General features: G+C 50.9%; 12 protein-coding genes. 3 read left to right on the top strand and 9 right to left on the bottom strand.

The features are described 5' to 3' along the window. Positions 1-153 precede the first annotated feature (153 nt). On the top strand, positions 154-1,548 hold the full coding sequence (dnaA, locus tag RDO88_RS01390; RefSeq protein WP_307757661.1) for a chromosomal replication initiator protein DnaA: 1,395 nt from the start codon (positions 154-156) through the stop codon (positions 1,546-1,548). Positions 1,549-1,568: 20 nt separating this feature from the next. Here dnaA and RDO88_RS01385 read toward each other — a convergent pair whose 3' ends face one another. Then, complete coding sequence (locus tag RDO88_RS01385; protein ID WP_307757660.1) at positions 1,569-2,303, bottom strand: nitroreductase family protein; 735 nt, start codon at positions 2,301-2,303, stop codon at positions 1,569-1,571. Positions 2,304-2,651: 348 nt separating this feature from the next. Here RDO88_RS01385 and RDO88_RS01380 point away from each other — a divergent pair, with 348 nt between their 5' ends. Both RDO88_RS01380 and RDO88_RS01375 read left to right on the top strand, forming a co-directional pair. After that, positions 2,652-5,189 carry an adenosylcobalamin-dependent ribonucleoside-diphosphate reductase gene (locus RDO88_RS01380; RefSeq protein ID WP_307757659.1) on the top strand — a complete coding sequence of 846 codons (2,538 nt, stop codon included), beginning with the start codon at positions 2,652-2,654 and terminating at the stop codon, positions 5,187-5,189. A 125-nt stretch (positions 5,190-5,314) separates the two neighbouring features. Continuing rightward, positions 5,315-8,008, top strand: a complete 2,694-nt coding sequence (locus RDO88_RS01375; protein WP_307757658.1) for a 4-alpha-glucanotransferase — start codon at positions 5,315-5,317, stop codon at positions 8,006-8,008. A 3-nt stretch (positions 8,009-8,011) separates the two neighbouring features. Here RDO88_RS01375 and dinB read toward each other — a convergent pair whose 3' ends face one another. The 8 genes from dinB to RDO88_RS01335 form a co-directional block, all read right to left on the bottom strand. Continuing rightward, positions 8,012-9,109 carry a DNA polymerase IV gene (dinB, locus tag RDO88_RS01370; RefSeq protein ID WP_307757657.1) on the bottom strand — a complete coding sequence of 366 codons (1,098 nt, stop codon included), beginning with the start codon at positions 9,107-9,109 and terminating at the stop codon, positions 8,012-8,014. Between the two features lie 117 nt (positions 9,110-9,226). Further along, positions 9,227-10,516 (bottom strand): HlyD family efflux transporter periplasmic adaptor subunit, encoded by a 1,290-nt coding sequence (locus RDO88_RS01365; RefSeq protein WP_307757656.1) that lies wholly within the window; start codon positions 10,514-10,516, stop codon positions 9,227-9,229. 22 nt (positions 10,517-10,538) lie between these two features. After that, positions 10,539-12,731: a cysteine peptidase family C39 domain-containing protein gene (locus tag RDO88_RS01360; protein ID WP_307757655.1), complete on the bottom strand. Its 2,193-nt coding sequence runs from the start codon at positions 12,729-12,731 to the stop codon at positions 10,539-10,541. 1 nt (position 12,732) lies between these two features. Then, positions 12,733-13,977, bottom strand: coding sequence for a thioredoxin-like domain-containing protein (locus RDO88_RS01355; protein ID WP_307757654.1), 1,245 nt, complete (start codon positions 13,975-13,977; stop codon positions 12,733-12,735). Between the two features lie 137 nt (positions 13,978-14,114). Then, positions 14,115-14,339 (bottom strand): hypothetical protein, encoded by a 225-nt coding sequence (locus tag RDO88_RS01350; protein ID WP_307757653.1) that lies wholly within the window; start codon positions 14,337-14,339, stop codon positions 14,115-14,117. A 96-nt stretch (positions 14,340-14,435) separates the two neighbouring features. Beyond that, positions 14,436-15,956, bottom strand: coding sequence for a vitamin K epoxide reductase family protein (locus RDO88_RS01345; RefSeq protein ID WP_307757652.1), 1,521 nt, complete (start codon positions 15,954-15,956; stop codon positions 14,436-14,438). A 23-nt stretch (positions 15,957-15,979) separates the two neighbouring features. Then, a complete protein-coding gene (locus RDO88_RS01340) occupies positions 15,980-16,384 on the bottom strand; it encodes a DUF3244 domain-containing protein (RefSeq protein ID WP_307757651.1) in 405 nt (134 codons plus the stop codon). A gap of 127 nt (positions 16,385-16,511) precedes the next feature. Further along, entirely contained in the window at positions 16,512-18,197 is a 1,686-nt protein-coding gene (locus RDO88_RS01335) for a hypothetical protein (RefSeq protein WP_307757650.1), read from the bottom strand. Positions 18,198-18,264 lie beyond the last annotated feature (67 nt).

The raw sequence follows: 18,264 nt of genomic DNA, 5'->3' as shown, positions 1-18,264 counted from the left end.
CATTTACCTGCATATATATAAAGAGCTGAAAGTAAAGGGATTATTCACACATTGAAAAAAGCAAGAAAAAACGCATTTGTTTTTTCCAAATAAGATTGCCAATTTTGCAAGCGTAGAAGTTTTGCTTAATTAATAAATGTATTAGTAACCGTTATGAGTAACAACAATCATGTCGGAAAATGGAACGCGTGCCTCGACATCATCCGGGACAACGTTCCTGAACAGACATACAAGACTTGGTTCTGCCCGATTGTCCCCTTAAAATTTGAGGACAATACGTTGTACCTTCAGGTGCCGAGCCAGTTCTTCTATGAGTTTCTGGAAGAGAAATTCCTGGATCTGTTACGACAAACAATTCATAAAGTGTTTGGTGAAGGTGCCAAACTGATGTATAGTGTGATGGTTGTAAAGAACCCTCCCACAGCTGTACCTTTGCCCACTCATGCCGGTGCAACCTCTTCAGCTCTTCCTACACGAAAAGTTGTTACGAAGAATATACCTCAAACTCCTCAAATAGCAGAACTTGACCCTCATTTGAACAGGGACTACAACTTTGATACATTTATAGAAGGAGAAAGCAACAAATTATCACGCAGTGTAGCCGAAGCTGTAGCACTCAATCCGGCAAAAACAATCTTTAATCCATTGTTCTTTTACGGAGCTTCAGGCGTAGGCAAAACCCACTTGGCCAATGCCATCGGTACCAAAATCAAGGAACTATACCCGGAAAAGAGAGTGTTGTATGTTTCAGCCCATCTCTTTCAGGTGCAATATACTGACTCGGTACGCAACAATACGACCAACGACTTCATCAACTTCTACCAAACCATTGATGTACTTATCATTGATGACATTCAGGAATTTGCAGGAGTCACCAAGACACAGAACACCTTTTTCCATATCTTCAACCACCTGCATCAGAACGGCAAGCAGCTCATCCTGACTTCCGATCGTGCCCCTGTGCTCCTGCAAGGTATGGAAGAGCGACTCATTACCCGTTTCAAATGGGGTATGGTAGCCGAATTGGAAAAACCGACCATCGAGCTGCGCAAAGACATCCTGCGCAACAAGATACGCCGTGACGGTCTGCAGTTCCCTCCCGAGGTAATCAACTACATTGCTGAAAATGTAAGCGACAGCGTCCGCGATCTGGAAGGCATCATTATTTCCATTATGGCCCATTCGACCATATACAACAGAGAAGTGGATTTGGAGTTGGCCCAAAGAATCGTACGCAAAGTTTCGCATACGGAAAACAAGGCCATAACGGTAGACAACATTATCCAGGCAGTGTGCAGCCATTTCGGACTCGACACCAATGCCATTCATTCCAAGTCGAGAAAGAGAGATGTGGTACAGGCCCGCCAGATAGCCATGTATCTGGCAAAAAACTATACAGACTTTTCAACGTCCAAGATAGGTTCTCTGATTGGCGGTAAGGACCATGCCACCGTACTTCATGCTTGCAAGACAATCAGCGAGCTAAGAGAAGTCAACAAGCCCTTCTCTGCAGAACTTGAAGAAATTCAGAAATCTCTGAAACAATAGTTTTCATAAAAAAGCAGGGCTCAAAAACCCTGCTTTTTCATTGTCTGCCAAAGCAATTCGGACATTGCTTCTGCATCTTTTTTCGTATACCGCACATCGGTAAAGACTTGTGCCAATGTTTCTTTATGGTTCTCCTCCACAAATTTACGGTTTTCAGGCAAAGATTCTTTGTAAGCATACAGCTTGTCAATATCTTCGGCCGAATAGTCGTGGTACACTTCCTCGTGCACAATAGCTTCCAGCGGCAACCGGTCCACTTGGTTCGGATTTTCAGCCGGCCACCCCACGGTAACAGTCGTTATAGGAAAAACCAGTTCCGGCAACTCCAATATTTCAATAATCTGATGCGGGTTATAGGTTGTCGTACCAAGGTAACAGATTCCCAGTCCCTTTTCCTCGGCTGCCACACAAAAGGTCTGTGCCGCCAAAAGAGCGTCTACCGCTCCGGTTACAAACCATTCGAAATTATCATACCCAGGCTCGGCAGCCCTCTGCCGGCACCATTTGCTGAAACGGTTCAAGTCTATACAAAAAGTCAGCACTACAGGAGCTTCCGTCACCATTGGCTGATTAAAATGAGCCGGTGCCAACTTAGCCTTACGCCCGGCATCACGTGTCACAACCACACTGTAGGTCTGCATGTTCCCAACGGTTGAAGCCCGGAAGGCCGTTTCCAACAAATCATTTAACAAATCGGCAGGAATATCTTTCTGCTGATACTTTCGGATTGTTCTTCTCTGTTTCAAGGTTTCCATACTATCTTTTTTCTGGCAAATATATAAAAGATTCATCAAAAACGCACTCTTTAGAGCTGCAAACCTTCAGTTCGATCTTCTCCAAACAGACATTCCGCAATATTTGAAAATCAACAAGAATTTTCCTTTTAGACAAACTTAAAGCAAATACATTTTTAATAAAACACTATAAAACAGACAGATACTCATATCAAATCAGAAACTTCACTTCCTGTAAAAAAAAGGCCTCCATTTATTTTGCCGAATAAAAAAACATTCATAGATTTGCAAAATCATTTGTTATCCTTAAGCAAAACCTCTACTCCATTTACTAATAAGAACAATTAATACTAATAAGGACATAATATCGTGGAAAGAAGAACTTACACTTACCAAGAAGCCTTCGAAGCATCTTTACAATACTTCCAAGGTGACGAACTGGCCGCCAGAGTTTGGGTAAACAAATATGCGGTCAAGGATTCTTTTGGGAACATTTACGAAAAGTCCCCCGAAGACATGCATTGGCGTATTGCCAACGAAATTGCCCGCATTGAAGCCAAATACCCCAATGGACTCAACGCAGAAGAGCTGTTCAACCTGTTGGACCACTTCAAGTACATTGTACCTCAAGGAAGCCCAATGACCGGTATCGGGAACGACTATCAGGTAGCTTCTCTGTCCAACTGCTTTGTGATTGGGGTAGACGGTAAAGCCGATTCGTACGGAGCCATTTTCAAAATAGACGAAGAACAGGTACAGCTGATGAAAAGACGCGGAGGAGTCGGACATGATCTTTCACACATCCGCCCCAAAGGTTCTCCAGTAAAAAATTCGGCTCTCACGTCCACCGGATTGGTACCTTTCATGGAACGTTATTCCAACTCGACCCGCGAAGTAGCGCAAGATGGCCGTCGCGGTGCCCTGATGCTGAGCGTATCTATCAAGCATCCGGACTCGGAAGCATTTATCGATGCCAAGATGACCGAAGGCAAGGTGACCGGCGCCAACGTATCGGTCAAGATTGACGACGCCTTCATGCAGGCTGCTATCGACGGTACCACTTATGTCCAACAATACCCTATCGATTCGAGCGATCCCCTGGTCAAAAAAGAAATCGACGCCAGTACTCTCTGGAAAAAGATAGTGCATAACGCATGGAAATCTGCCGAACCGGGAGTACTGTTCTGGGACACCATCATCCGTGAATCGGTACCCGACTGTTATGCCGATCTGGGGTACCGTACAGTTTCCACCAATCCTTGTGGTGAAATACCTCTCTGTCCTTACGATTCATGCCGCCTGTTGGCCATCAACCTATATTCCTATGTAGTGAATCCCTTCAAGGCCGATGCCTATTTCGATTTCGATCTGTTCCAGAAACATGTCAGCCTGGCCCAACGCATCATGGACGACATCATCGATCTGGAATTGGAAAAGATTGAACGGATTATGGAAAAGATTGATTCGGACCCGGAAAGCGATTCAGTCAAAGAGACTGAGCGCACGTTGTGGCAAAAGATCTACAAGAAAAGTGGTCAGGGCCGACGTACCGGTGTAGGTATCACAGCAGAAGGCGACATGCTGGCAGCTCTGAATCTGCGCTACGGAACCGAAGAAGCAACCGAATTCTCAGAAAAGGTACACAAGACCATTGCTCTCAGCGCATACCGTTCGTCTGTAGAAATGGCCAAGGAAAGAGGTGCTTTTGAGATTTATGATGCCGAACGCGAAAAGAACAATCCCTTTATCGCACGTCTGCGCGAAGCCGACCCCAAACTATACGAAGACATGGTTCAATACGGCCGTCGAAATATCGCCTGCCTGACCATCGCTCCAACCGGTACAACCAGTCTGATGACCCAAACGACTTCAGGTATCGAACCTGTCTTCCTGCCTGTATACAAACGTCGCCGTAAAGTAAACCCCAACGACACCAATGTACGTATCGACTTTGTCGACGAGACTGGCGATGCTTTCGAAGAATATATTGTGTTCCATCCCAAATTTGTTACCTGGATGGAAGCACAAGGCCTCAACCCGGCCAAACGTTATACCCAGGAAGAAATCGACGAACTGGTAGCCCGCTCTCCTTACTACAAAGCGACGTCCAATGACGTTGACTGGCTGATGAAAGTCAAGATGCAGGGCCGTATCCAGAAATGGGTCGACCATTCCATCAGCGTTACCATCAACCTTCCCAACAACGTAGACGAAGATCTGGTCAACCGCCTCTATGTAGAAGCCTGGCGTTCGGGATGCAAGGGCTGTACAGTCTATCGCGACGGTTCGCGTTCCGGAGTACTCATCTCCACCAAGAGCGACAAGAAAGAAGATTTACCTCCCTGCAAGCCGCCTACGATTGTCGAGACCCGTCCGAAAGTACTGGATGCCGATGTCGTTCGTTTCCAGAACAACAAAGAGAAATGGGTAGCCTTTGTCGGACTGCTCAACGGACATCCTTACGAAATCTTCACCGGTGTGCTGGACGACGACGAAGGTATCATCCTTCCAAAGAATGTTACGACAGGCCATATCATCAAGAACGTGGACGAAAACGGCGTCAAGCGCTACGACTTCCAGTTCGAAAACAAGCGCGGCTACAAGGTAACCATCGAAGGACTGTCCGAAAAGTTCAACAAAGAATACTGGAACTACGCCAAACTGATTTCAGGTGTATTGCGCTACCGGATGCCTATCGAGCAAGTTATCAAGCTGGTAGGCTCCCTGCAACTCGACAGCGAGAACATCAATACCTGGAAAAACGGAGTAGAACGCGCACTGAAGAAATATGTCCTTGACGGAACCGAAGCCAAAGGCCAGAAATGCCCCAATTGCGGAAACGAGACACTGGTTTACCAGGAAGGCTGTCTCATCTGCAAGACTTGCGGCGCTTCACGTTGCGGATAAGGATGTGGCAAACACAAACGTTTGCATAGGAATTTGAAACACTTGCATAAATATAGCTGCATGACTATGAAGATAATTGTCTATACTTGCATAGTCATTGCAGCTATTTTTATAAATCTAATAATATGATACTATCGTTTAATATCGAGTACCGTACCAACTGGGGAGAAGAAATCAGAGTATCAGGTTCCATCCCCGAACTTGGAAATAACGAGGCAGGCCGGATGCTTGCCTTGCACACGGTGGACGGCATCCACTGGACATCGGAAGTTGAAATCCAACTGCCCGAAACCGGTATCGTCCGCTACAGTTATCATGTATGCCGTAACGGAGAGGTTGTCCGCAACGAGTGGAACGGTTTGCCACGTACCCTCTATCTGGCCGGCCATTCCTCAAAAACGTATCGGCTGGAAGATAGTTGGAAGCTCCTTCCGGAACAACAGTATTTCTATACCTCAGCCTTTACAGAATCGTTGCTGGCCCATCCCGACCGGACCGAAGCTCCCAAAAGCCACAAGCAGGGATTGCTGATCAAGGCATACGCTCCCTGTATAGACAACGACCATTGTCTGGCCATTTGCGGAAGCGTCAAGGCGTTAGGCAACTGGAATCCGGACAAGGCTGTCCTTATGAGCGATGCCAACTTTCCCGAATGGCAGGTGGAGATAGATGCCTCCAGACTGACCTTCCCGCTGGAATATAAATTTGTGCTTTACAACAAGAAAGAAAAACGTGTTGTAGCATGGGAAAACAATCCGAACCGCTATATGGCCGACCCGAAACTGGGAGCCGACGAGACACTGGCCATCGGTGACCGTTATGTGTTCTTCAACCTGCCGGCCTGGAAAGGTGCCGGTACGGCTATCCCCGTATTCTCGCTCCGTTCTGAAGGAAGCTGCGGCGTAGGCGACTTCGGTGACCTGACCCGCATGATTGACTGGGCCGTATTAACCCGCCAGAAAGTCGTACAGATACTGCCCATCAACGACACGACCATGACCCATACCTGGACAGATTCTTATCCCTACAACAGCATCTCCATCTACGCCTTCCACCCCATGTATACCGACTTGCGCCAATTGGGGCAATTGAAGGATGCGGATCAGATGGCGCGTTTCGAACAACGCCGTAAGGAACTGAATGCCCTTCCAAGTATCGACTACGAAGCCGTAAACCAGGTCAAGTGGGAATACTTCCGGCTGATTTTTGCCCAAGAAGGCGAAAAAGTATTGCAGTCGGACGACTTCCGGACTTTCTTCGAAGCCAACAAAGAGTGGTTGCAACCCTATGCAGCATTCAGCTATCTGCGCGACATTTACCACACTCCCAACTTCCGTGAGTGGCCCCAATACTCAACTTACTGCGCTGAAGACATAGCCAAGCTATGCCAGCCGGAAGCAGCCGAATATCCGAATATCGCCATCTACTATTACATACAGTATCAGCTCCACTGCCAGCTGCTGGCTGCTACACGACATGCCCGCACCAATGGAGTCGTACTCAAAGGTGATATTCCCATCGGCATCAGCCGCAACAGTGTGGAAGCATGGAAAGAGCCCCACTACTTCAACCTGAACGGACAGGCCGGTGCACCGCCTGATGATTTCTCGGTCAACGGCCAGAACTGGGGTTTCCCCACCTACAATTGGGATGTCATGGAAAAAGACGGCTATGCCTGGTGGATGAAGCGTTTCCGTAAGATGTCCGAATACTTCGATGCCTACCGCATCGACCATATTCTTGGCTTCTTCCGCATCTGGGAAATACCGATGGACGCCGTTCACGGCCTGCTGGGACAATTTGTACCGGCCCTGCCCATGACACGCGAAGAAATCGAGAGCTACGGTCTGCATTTCCGGCGCGACTTCTTCCTGAAGCCTTATATACACGAATATTTCCTGGGACAGATGTTCGGCCCCCATACCGACTACGTGAAGCAAACCTTCATCGAGCCGACCGACACCTGGGAAGTATACCGCATGCGCCCCGAGTTCGATACCCAACGCAAGGTCGAAGCCTATTTTGCCGGCAAGACCGATGCCGACAGCATCTGGATACGCGACGGACTTTATGCCCTCATCAGCGATGTCCTGTTTGTCCCCGACCGTCATGATCCCAACAAGTATCACCCCCGTATCGGCGTACAGCACGACTACATCTACCGTGCACTGAACGATTGGGAAAAGGCAGCCTTCAACCGTCTTTACGACCAGTACTACTACCACCGTCACAACGATTTCTGGGGGCAGCAGGCCATGAAGAAACTGCCTCAGCTCACCCAATCCACGCGCATGCTGGTTTGTGGCGAAGACCTCGGCATGATACCCGCCTGTGTAGCCTGGGTCATGAACGAACTCCGCATTCTATCGCTCGAGATACAGCGCATGCCCAAAGACCCTTCACAGGAATTCGGCCATCCCGAATGGTACCCCTACCGTTCGGTGTGCACCATCTCCACGCACGACATGTCCACCCTGCGCGGCTGGTGGGAAGAAGACCATCAGCAGACCCAACGCTATTACAACCATGCATTGGGACACTACGGCACCGCACCAAGTCCGGCCAGTCCGGAAATCTGTGAAGAAGTGGTGCGCAACCATCTTGCCAGCAACTCCATGCTCTGCATCCTTTCTTTTCAGGACTGGATGTCCATCAGCGGGCAGCTGCGCAATCCCAATGCTGCCGAGGAGCGCATCAACGTTCCGGCCAACCCACGTCACTATTGGCGCTACCGCATGCACCTCACGTTGGAACAATTGCTGGAAGCCGATGAACTGAACAACAAACTCAAACAAATGATAACCGAAAGCGGACGGTAAGGCTCAACCTTTCCAGTCGCTGAATTCAAAACTGAGCTGTTCCCATACACCGTGCCGGTCCGCCTCCTCTTCGCGCGGATTGGACACCGACAGGCCGATGAGCCGTATGGGATGTTCTTCATAATCCACTTCGCGGAGCAACCGCTTGGCCAGGGGCAGGATGACGGACAATTCCGTCAGTTCCTGCCCCTGCTGCGTCAGGCTGCGGGTTATCTGCCGGAAGTCGTGGAACTTGATTTTCAGTGTCAGCGTGTTGCCGTGGAAGTCCTTGCGTTTCAGGCGGTCCACCAGCTCCACCGCCACATGATACAACTCGATGATGACCGAAGACGTGCGGCTGATGTCCCGCTCCAACGTATGCTCGCACCCGATGGACTTGCGCACGCGTACCGCCTCGACCGGCCGCAGGTCAATGCCCCGGGCAAAGTCGTAGTACACCGCCCCCACCTTGCCGAACTCCCTTGTCAGCATCTCCAGCGAGCGTGCCCGGAGCTGCGCCCCGTTGTGTATACCCAGCAGATGCATCCGTTTGGCCGTGACAGGGCCCACGCCCCAGAAGCTCTCGACGGGCAGGCGGGCAATGAAGTCCAGTGCCTGGTCGGGATGGATGGTGCAGAGTCCGTCGGGCTTGCGGTAGTCCGAAGCAATCTTGGCCAGGAACTTGTTGTAGGACACGCCGGCCGATGCCACCAGGTTCAGTTCGCTACGTATCTTCCGCTTGATTTCGCGGGCGATGTCCACCGCCAGCGGGATGCCCGGCTTGTTGACGGTCACGTCGAGGAAAGCCTCGTCGAGTGAAATCGGCTCGATGAGGTCCGTATATTCGTGGAAGATTTCATGTATCTGTCGGGACACCTCTTTATATACCTCCATCCGCCCGGGGATGAAGATGAGCGACGGGCACAGCCTCCGCGCCTTCTGCGACGACATGGCCGAACGCACCCCATAGCGGCGTGCCTCGTAGCTGGCGGCAGCCACCACGCCCCGCTCCTCCGCATGTCCCACGGCGATGGGCTTGCCGCGCAGTTCGGGGTTGTCGCGCTGTTCCACGGACGCATAGAAGGCATCCATGTCGATGTGAATGATTTTGCGCTCGGTCATTGTTCCGTTCTCCTCCTTCCGGAGGACAAAGATAGTGCAAACTGAGTGAAGTACAAAAGACGGAAACCACGTTTTCAGGCTTGACCTCTGGAGTACAACCTGTCATATCCAAACATCCTACAAATACTTTTCCTTCAAATAACGCAAAGGCTCCAGCAACCGTGCCGTCACACTCCGCTCGTCGGCCAGAATCTGTGCCGTCCCCGCCAATTCACCTCCGAAGTCCAGCCGTTTGCCGTAGGACGTGCGCAAATCCTGCGGCAAGCTTACAGTCACCGTGTACATTCCTTCCTCATCGGCCAACAGCGACACCGTCTGCACACACCCCGTCAGGAAACCGAATTCCATATACGGATACCCCGCCACACTGATATTCACCCGCTGCCCCGGCCTCACTTTCCCCGAACCCGATTCCGGCAACTTGATTTTCCCGATGACAGCCCCCATATCTTCGGCTACGACCGAAAACACCTTGTCACCGCTGTTCACATTCTGGTTCTTCTGCCATACGTTATTATAGGACAAGATACCTTCCGCCGGACTGACGAACAGGAAGGCCAGTTCCCAGTCATCTATCTGTGTTTTCAGTTCACCCAACGCCGCTTTCAGGGCGGTCAGCTGCGTGTTCTCTTCCCGCTCCCGTTCCATTTCCGTCTCTATCAGGCTTTGTTCCAGCTGGGCTTCCTGAATGCGTGCCGTAGCCAGCGAAGTCATCAGTTGCTCTGTTCCCTGCCATTTGGACAATAGTTCCTGTTGCGCCTTCTCATATTCAGCTTTAGCTATGAGACCTCCTTCGTACAGGCCTTTCTCCCGGGCGTGCACAGTCTCTGCAATAGCACTCTGCTGCTTGTCCAGCTCCACCTGCCGTTGCAGGTGCCCGATGTAGGTACGGTATTCCTTCAGTTCCCGCGCCGTCGCCTCCAGTTTCTGCCGGTACAGGTCCAATGCCAGAAAGTTGCGATAGTCCGTCAAGCTTCTCAAAAACGAGGCATAAGCCGTCTGTATGCTTCCCAGTGCCCGTTTTTCGGGGAAACGTACAGCCCGTACGCAGCTGTCTGTCACGGTGAATGCCGCCAGTTCCTCTTTCAGTGCCAGTACGTCGGCCGTCACTGCCGGATTGTCGAGTACGGCAATGATGTCGCCTGCCCTCACCGAATCCCGATCGTGCCGATACAGTTCTTTCAGCTTGCCGCTTCCCTTGGCCACAATCCACACCGGCGGATGTTCGGTGGTCACCGTCACGGTAGCGTCCACCGTGTCGGGATACTTGAAGAAGCATCCGCCCACAAAAATAAGGGCCAGCACTCCGAAGAACACCGTGATGCCCCATTGCACCAGCGCATGCGGAGGCCGTGTCAAAATCTCCTGCACTTCCTCGCTCCTCAGTTCTATCTCTTTCTGTTCCATCGCCAATCACCAACCGTTCGTTTCATATTTCCAACTGGTTCTTCACCAGCCTGTAGTACTGCCCTCCCCTTGCTATCAGTTCCTCGTGCGTACCCTGTTCGCTGATGCGTCCACGATCTATCACCACTATCTTGTCGGCATGGCGCACGGTACTCAGGCGGTGGGCCACCACCACCGAAGTCCTTCCTTCAAAGAAGCGTTGCAGGTTCTCCATGATACGCCGTTCGTTGTTGGCGTCCAGCGCATTGGTCGCCTCGTCGAAGAAGATGAATTCCGGATCCTTATACACCGCCCTCGCTATCAGGATACGCTGCTTCTGCCCTTGGCTCAGTCCATGCCCCTCACTGCCGATGCGGGTATTGTATCCCAGCGGCAGGCCGTCAACAAAGTCATCGATGCAGGCCATCTGCGCCGCCCGGCGAAGCCGTTCCTTGTCGATGTGTTCCACTCCCGGAGCAATATTTCCCGCAATGGTGTCCGAAAAGATGAACCCGTCCTGCATCACCACCCCGCACCGTTTCCGCCATTCCCTCACGCTGTAGGCCTCCAGCGGCACATCGCCCAGCATGATGCTGCCCGACGCAGGCGGATAGAAACCCAACAGCAGTTTCACCAGCGTTGTCTTCCCGCTGCCGCTCATGCCTACGATGGCCGTCTGTTTTCCTGCCTCCACCCGCAGTCCGATACGGTCCAGCGTAGACGTCTCGGCCAGCGGGTCGTACTTGAAGCACAGGTTCTCCATCCGCAGGTCCTGCCCGCGGGGTATGTCTTGCACGGTTTCCCGTCCGGCCGGTTCCTCGTCCGGTTTGTCGCGCACCTCGCTCAGGCGGTTCATGCTCAGGCGGGCGTCCTGCATATCCCTCGCAAAACCTATCAGTTCGTTCACCGGGCTGTTCAGCTGCCCGATGATGTATTGCACCGACATCATCATGCCCAGCGTCATGTCGCCCTGCACCACGAAGCTGGCCACCAGCCCCGTGATGATTACGTTCTTTGTCTGGTTGATAAGCACCGCGCCCGAATCCTGATACTGCCGCAGGGCCAGGCTTCGGATGTTCACCCGGAACAGGCGTGCCTGTATCCGTTCCCACTCCCACCGTTTCTGTCGCTCGCACGCGCTCAGTTTGATTTCCTGCATACCCGTCACCAGCTGTACCACGCTGCTTTGGTTGGCGCTCTGCTGGGCAAAGCGTTTGTGATCCAGCTCCGCCCGCTTCTTCATGAACAGCCACACGTAGGCCACGTAGAGCGCACTGCCCCCCATGAAGATGAAGAACACCAGCGGGCTGTAGAGCAGCAGCACCGCCCCGAACACCACGATGTTGAACGTGGAGAACACCACGCTCAGGCTACTGCCCGTCAGGAAGTTCTGGATGCGGGTGTGGTCATTGATGCGTTGCAGGATGTCGCCCGTCATCTTCGTGTCGAAGTAGCCCATGGGCAGGCGCATCAGTTTGGCCAGAAAGTCGGAGATGAGGGCAATGTTGATGCGTGTGCCCAAATGGAGCAGAATCCATCCACGGATAAACTCCACCGCCGCGCTGCTGAAGGTCAGCGTCAGCTGTGCCACCAGCACCAGCCAGATGAAACCCAGATTCTGGTTGTTGATGCCGAAGTCCACCACGCTCTGTGTCAGGAAAGGCAGCATCAGCTGTATCCCGCTGCCCAGCAGCAGCCCCAGCAGCAGTTGCCCCACCAGTTGTTTGTAAGGCCGCAGGTACGAATACATGAAGGCGAATCCCTTCCGGTCCATCTCCCCCTCGTCGCCGTCGTCTTCCTGTGTATAGAATTCCGGCGCAGGTTCCAGCAGCAACGCTACGCCCGTATCCAGCCCGTCCTTCTTCGCACTGAGCCAGCAGCGGCAGAACTCCTCCCGTGTATATTTCAACTTCCCCGCCGCCGGATCGGCCACCCACACGTGCCGCCCGTCCATGCGATACACCACCACGAAGTGCTGCTGGTTCCAATGCACGATGCACGGCAGGGGCGCTTCCCTCAACCGTTCGTAGTCCACCTGCACGCACAGGCTCCGTAGCCCGATGCGTTCCGCCGCCTCGCTGATACCCAGCATCGACACTCCCTCGCGGGTCAGGAAACTCTTTTCGCGCAGTCCTTCCAGCGAGTAGCGTTTGCCGTAGTGGGCCGCCACCATACGCAGGCAGGTGGGGCCGCAGTCCATTTGGTCGTGTTGGATGTAATGGGAAAAGGATTTCATTCTATTTCATCCATTCATACAGTTTGTCAAGCAACGCCTTTTTGTGCAAGTCGGTTGCGACAATCCGATGTTGGCTGTCAAGTAATACATTGTACGGAATGGCATCTATCCCCAATGCCTGCACTCCTTCATTCATTTTACCGGACTCGTCATAAACGTTCAGATTGATAAATGCATCCAACTTTTGTTTCTTGATATTCTCTTTCCACGTATTCAGATTCTTGTCCATAGAAATCATACAAACCGTCAGTTTGTCTCCACAGATTTCTTTGGCCTGTCTGATATAAGGCAATCCCTCCAGACAAGGTATGCACCAGCTTGCCCAAAAATCTATCAACACATATTCACCTTTCAATTCACCCACAACTATCTGTTTGCCATTATCCGACTTCAATGAAATTTTTCCAATATCTTTCACCTTAGTCTGTTGCGAAGGAACTGAAGGTTCACCGCTCATCAATTCCTCATTCAACCGCCGTTGTTTTATCTTATTCATACGGGCTGCCAACGCTTTGCTTTGCTCACTTTCCGGAGAAGCAACCGTTCTTTGATTATGCAACAAACGTTCAATCTTCTTGTCGGCAGGGAAACGTTTTTGTGCTATCCGACAAAGGGTTACCAATGAATCGCGGGAAATCTTGCTTTTCAATTTCATCAAACTGCCATACGTATTATAGGTAGAAGGAGAATGAAGTACGGTTTCCAAAGAAATCGCATCCAATTGCTGCCCGAGGGATTCAATCGCATGTTGAATGCTGTCCTTTTTATTCGCTGAAAGAGCAGGAACACTCAGCTGGGCAGCAAGGTCGCGCATCTGCGAGTTCAGTTCATATTTTCGTTGCACATTACACAAATTTTCATTGTGTGCTGATGCCCCTTCTATTTTTTTTGAAGGATTTATAGCGGAATCCGTAATCGACAATGCTACGGTTGCAACCGTATTGGGTCCCAGAATAGTATACCAGTCTATGGGACCTTTTTTTGAAAACAAAAAATTGAACCATCTTTCTTCATCGGCATGGGCGTAAAGGGTTATTTCCTTTTGTCCCTTCTTTACAAACGTAGAGTCGTCGACCGTAAAATCATTTCCTTCATAATGCCACATGTACACCCATTGCTCATAGGAAGCAAGAGCACTGTCAAGCGATATTGTAAAACTGATATTCTTATTGGAAGGCATCTGTGCCCTCAGACTGCAACCTGCAAAGGTCAACATCAAGAGAAGAAGTGGATGATAAACTTTCATTCTAAAAGAAAATTATAAGTAAAAAAAATTCGCTTTATATAATAGGATTAGGTATCTACCAGTTACCATAGGCACCATAGATACCCAATCCTTAAAACCTAATAATCAGATGATTAAATATCTCATCCACATTCATTTTATGGACAATTAACTATCACATTTTCACCACCATACAAATCATCATACTTGTCGTGAAGTCCTTGTGCCAACTCATCATTGGTCATATCAGGATTGGAAGCGTCAATTGTCAGAAAATCACCACCACCCAACAAGATATGCGCACTACACTTTGCTCCGCCAGCAATCGCATTCATTTGAGCCTTGCCCAATTCAAACGCCTTAAAAGAATTTAAATTTTTCATGATTCTCAAAATTTAATGTCATACACGATTTATTTTCGGACTTTATTTCAGGCTGAAATCCAAGAACAGCCGTTGTTTTCGCGAAAAACAATATCTTTATGCCAACACATATTTCAAGTCCTGTATCTCATACGCCTCCGGCATCGGACGGTTGCCCACCACAGCCCAAGGGGTACGATTCCATCCTTGCTCCACACAATAGAGTTGCTGACGCTTCCATTGTTCCACATCTTCTGCTGTAGGCGGTACGGTATCCGGCGGTAACTGCCCCATCCTGAACCAAGCGCCCAACACATCCAACGCCTGCCTCCATCCGCCAACCCGACCGGTAGCCATCACCGTCTGCGCTACCCGCTGCCCCATCGCATCGTGAGGGAACGTCAACAGAAGCAACGACACCGGTACACTTGCCGCCAATGCCTCCAATTGCGGATGGACACGGGCACAATTCCGGCAAGTGGGGTTAGTCACAAGCAGCAGCCGATCCGTCCCCTCCACTCCGTTGCACAAGCACAAGCCATCGGGAGGCGGGTTGCCTACCACAGGCTCCAACGCCTGCAATGCCCGAAACGCCTGCGGACTGAGCAGACTCGCCCAACGGGCCTGATATCTCCGATACAATCCCTCGACATGTAACCATGCTCCGACCTGCCGCCAAAGGCTCCAACTGATGCCTGCCGACAAGACCAACACAAACACAGCACTCCACGAAGGAAACGAACTGGCATCGGCCTGCCACAACCGGTACAAAGGTAGCGTACCCAGCCATATCACCCCATCCACAACCAAGCAAAGCATACAACCCTTTCGGACGACAAACACCTGATACGCCAACGAATAGAAAGTGAAAGCCAATGCACCAACCCCACACACCGCCACAACCGTCCACCCTCCCGCAGGCGAAACCAACACAAACAGCAGCAACGTCAGAAAATAGAACAACGACCATTCGCCTAACCCCACGCCCGCCAAACGACTACCCTTGGACTGCAACACCGCGTTGCAATCCACCGCCTTGCCGATGTGGCAGAAACGGTGCAGGAAATTACGGTCGGCCGTTTCCTTATAGAGGATAGCGGAGGAAACCAATACACCCGCACACAACGTGAACCTATAGAAGGCCTCCATCGGTGAAGATGCCCAACCGACCACAAGCACCGTGGCCAGCATCCACGCAACCAACAGGCAGTAGCGACGAATCCAATAGGCTACATTCCAAATGCGGAAGTACCTGTCCTGCCTGGTATTTGCCGTCACTTCACCCACCAATACGCCGCCCGTCCAAATACGGAGAAACGCTTCGCGTTCTACTCTTAACCGCCTGCCACGTGTGTACACCGTCAACGAGGTCCCATTTATTCGCTCCACCAAGCAGAAAGGCGCTTCCGCCTGTCGGGTCACTGCAATAAACGGCACCTCCAGTTGGTCGAAGTATTCCGGCGGAAGCTGATAAACGGCATTCCGCACTCCCAACCCGTCCAACGCGTCGCTCAGCCCCCGCATGCTGTTGCCCAACGGATGGGCAAGCAGGCGGGCGACTGTACCACGGTCTACCCGTACGGAAAGCATCCGCAGGTAGTGGTAGAGTAAAGAAGCGGTATGGGTATCAACGGACATATAAATGGATAGTTAAAGCCTGGTTATAACGTAAACTCTCCTTGCAGCCACTCATCCTCCGACACAATGTCGAGCTGATAAGTACCGCCAGCACAAGAATTCAAGTCAATTTCCACAAACCCACAAACCGTCTGCGAAGCGATTTCTTCTCCTGTAGACAGGCTTGTGACACGAACGGCAAAAGTACCGGGCAGTTCGCTAAGGTCTACACTGACCACCTTATTATATAAATAGGCATAGGCGGTAGAAGATGATAGAGAGTAAACTGCTGCATCATCCATGGTTTTATGAATTAATGGAATCTTCTTTTTCTCCGTTTTTTCCGTATCCGTCGTCGTAGTAGTCGAAGAAGTGGTGTCCCCCTCCTTGGCATAGAAGGGAAGCGTGCCCATCCATAAAGAAATAAAAAATAGAATCAATGCTTTCATCTTGCTAATTATGTTTTTGGTTTTGATACCCCAAAATTAGTCCATTGAAAGCACCGGATTTGTGGAATTTTTGTGGAATTTTCGGGTTTCCACAAACTTTTTTAGGTGGAAAAGGTGTGGAACGGGGCTATTTGATGCTCTTCAACACCTTTTCCAGCTTTTCGCCGCCCGCTTCGGGAAAACAATGATGCAGGATACGTTTCTGCCGCTTGTACACACCGGACCGGTCTTTTTCCAGCAGGACGGCAATCTCCTGAGTGGACCATCCCAACAGATGGAGTCCGCAGAAACGGAGGTCGCCCTCCGAAAGCGAAACCTTCTTCTTCAGGCGGGCGATGAATCCATCGGTATAAAGGTCGATGCAATGAAGCAGCTGGTCCTGATCTTCCACGGTGAAGTGTTCCTCATAGTCCGCATACGATTTATAATGAGCCAGGATACGTTTGGCTTTGGCGTATGGTTCCGTCTCCTGCAGACAAGCCGACAGGTTGTCGAAGTTGAACGCCAGCTGTTCCTCCAGCTCCACAGGAGGAGGCAGAAGCCGCACTTCCGGTTCGGCCGCCGACGGTTCTGCGGACAACAGTACCTGATATTCCTGCCACCAGTACTTCATCAGTACATCCATCTGCCTGCGACGGCGTTTCCGCTCCCTGATCCGCCATCCCAACAACAGTACAATGCAAACAGCCAATACACCAATCGCCGCCAAACAAATCAGAACCAACCGTTTCATCTGCGCCTGCTCTTGCCGATGTACCTGCGACTGCTCTGTCAAACGGATTTCAGTCACCTGCTGTGCCCGCCCGGCTAAATCATGTTCTGCCTGCTGATATTTTTTCTGATACATCAATGCTTTTTCCACTTCTCCCAGTTCTTCAGCAATATCAGCCAAACGCATATAAGCCGACAAACTGACAGGCAAGGAAGCACCTCCTGTTATCGTCTTTTCCAGCCAAACCATAGCCGAATCATAACGATTTAACTGATAATAGGCTTCGCCTGTCAGAAGGGCAGACATGTACTTTCTTGTAGTATCCGGTTCCTGTATCCAAGCCTCTTGAGCAAATCGCAAAGCGTGTTCACCATCCTGCATATAGCTGTATAGCTGACTCAAAGTCTCCATACAACTAATCCTATTTTTTAGAAACTTTTTATGATGAGCCAATTTATAAGCCTTCAGCAACTGTATTTCCGCTTCTTGATAACAATCTTCACCTTTGGCCATCAGATGAACACTCCGTCGGTCCAAAATTTCCAGCCACAATGCTGTATCGGCCACTTGCACAGCTACCTGTTCCGCTTGCCTATAGAGGGAATCGGCCTGCGAATACATCCCCTGACTGTGATAGATATAAGCCATGCGGCCATACGTCCGCCCCAGCCACCAGGTATTTCCACATTGTTCCATCAGTGTCTTTACCCGCTGGAAGATGTTCAACGCCTGCCCCGCCTGCCGATGATTCTGATAAAGGATGCAGCCGCGGTTGTACTCGCCCCGTGCCTCCCAAAAGGCATCGCCCGCCCGATGGAAATAGCCGATGACCGGCCACAGCAATGAGTCGCTGGCCGGCATCTGTCCGTTACGGCACTCCGCCTCCACCGTCAGCAACCGGTGACGCATGCGGTCGCCCTCCTCCAGGTCCGAGGGGGAGATATCCTGCAACAGGCGGAGGGCACTGTCGGGGTACAGGTCCATCACACGGTCGGCTTCGGCCATCCGTCGGGAATAGTCGGCATGGGTGCAGGCGGTCCACAACAAGACTGCCAGCACGCACAAGGGATAGAGGGGCTTTATTACACGGTCATGTATCATACGCGTGCAAACATACAAAAAAATCAGAACTTTCCATTCCAAACGCAATTATTTCCAACCCAAGTCC

The organism is uncultured Mediterranea sp. (assembly GCF_902493215.1).
Lineage (GTDB): Bacteria > Bacteroidota > Bacteroidia > Bacteroidales > Bacteroidaceae > Bacteroides.
Note: the sequence above shows the minus strand (reverse complement) of the source record. Positions and strands in the feature narration are given on the sequence as shown.

Bases quoted from the DNA above. Each gene is read 5' to 3' on its own strand.
- dnaA (WP_307757661.1), top strand. From the start codon at position 154: ATGAGTAACAACAATCATGTCGGAAAATGGAACGCGTGCCTCGACATC.
- RDO88_RS01385 (WP_307757660.1), bottom strand. From the start codon at position 2,303: ATGGAAACCTTGAAACAGAGAAGAACAATCCGAAAGTATCAGCAGAAA.
- RDO88_RS01375 (WP_307757658.1), top strand. From the start codon at position 5,315: ATGATACTATCGTTTAATATCGAGTACCGTACCAACTGGGGAGAAGAA.
- dinB (WP_307757657.1), bottom strand. From the start codon at position 9,109: ATGACCGAGCGCAAAATCATTCACATCGACATGGATGCCTTCTATGCG.
- RDO88_RS01365 (WP_307757656.1), bottom strand. From the start codon at position 10,516: ATGGAACAGAAAGAGATAGAACTGAGGAGCGAGGAAGTGCAGGAGATT.
- RDO88_RS01360 (WP_307757655.1), bottom strand. From the start codon at position 12,731: ATGAAATCCTTTTCCCATTACATCCAACACGACCAAATGGACTGCGGC.
- RDO88_RS01355 (WP_307757654.1), bottom strand. From the start codon at position 13,977: ATGAAAGTTTATCATCCACTTCTTCTCTTGATGTTGACCTTTGCAGGT.
- RDO88_RS01350 (WP_307757653.1), bottom strand. From the start codon at position 14,339: ATGAAAAATTTAAATTCTTTTAAGGCGTTTGAATTGGGCAAGGCTCAA.
- RDO88_RS01345 (WP_307757652.1), bottom strand. From the start codon at position 15,956: ATGTCCGTTGATACCCATACCGCTTCTTTACTCTACCACTACCTGCGG.
- RDO88_RS01340 (WP_307757651.1), bottom strand. From the start codon at position 16,384: ATGAAAGCATTGATTCTATTTTTTATTTCTTTATGGATGGGCACGCTT.
- RDO88_RS01335 (WP_307757650.1), bottom strand. From the start codon at position 18,197: ATGATACATGACCGTGTAATAAAGCCCCTCTATCCCTTGTGCGTGCTG.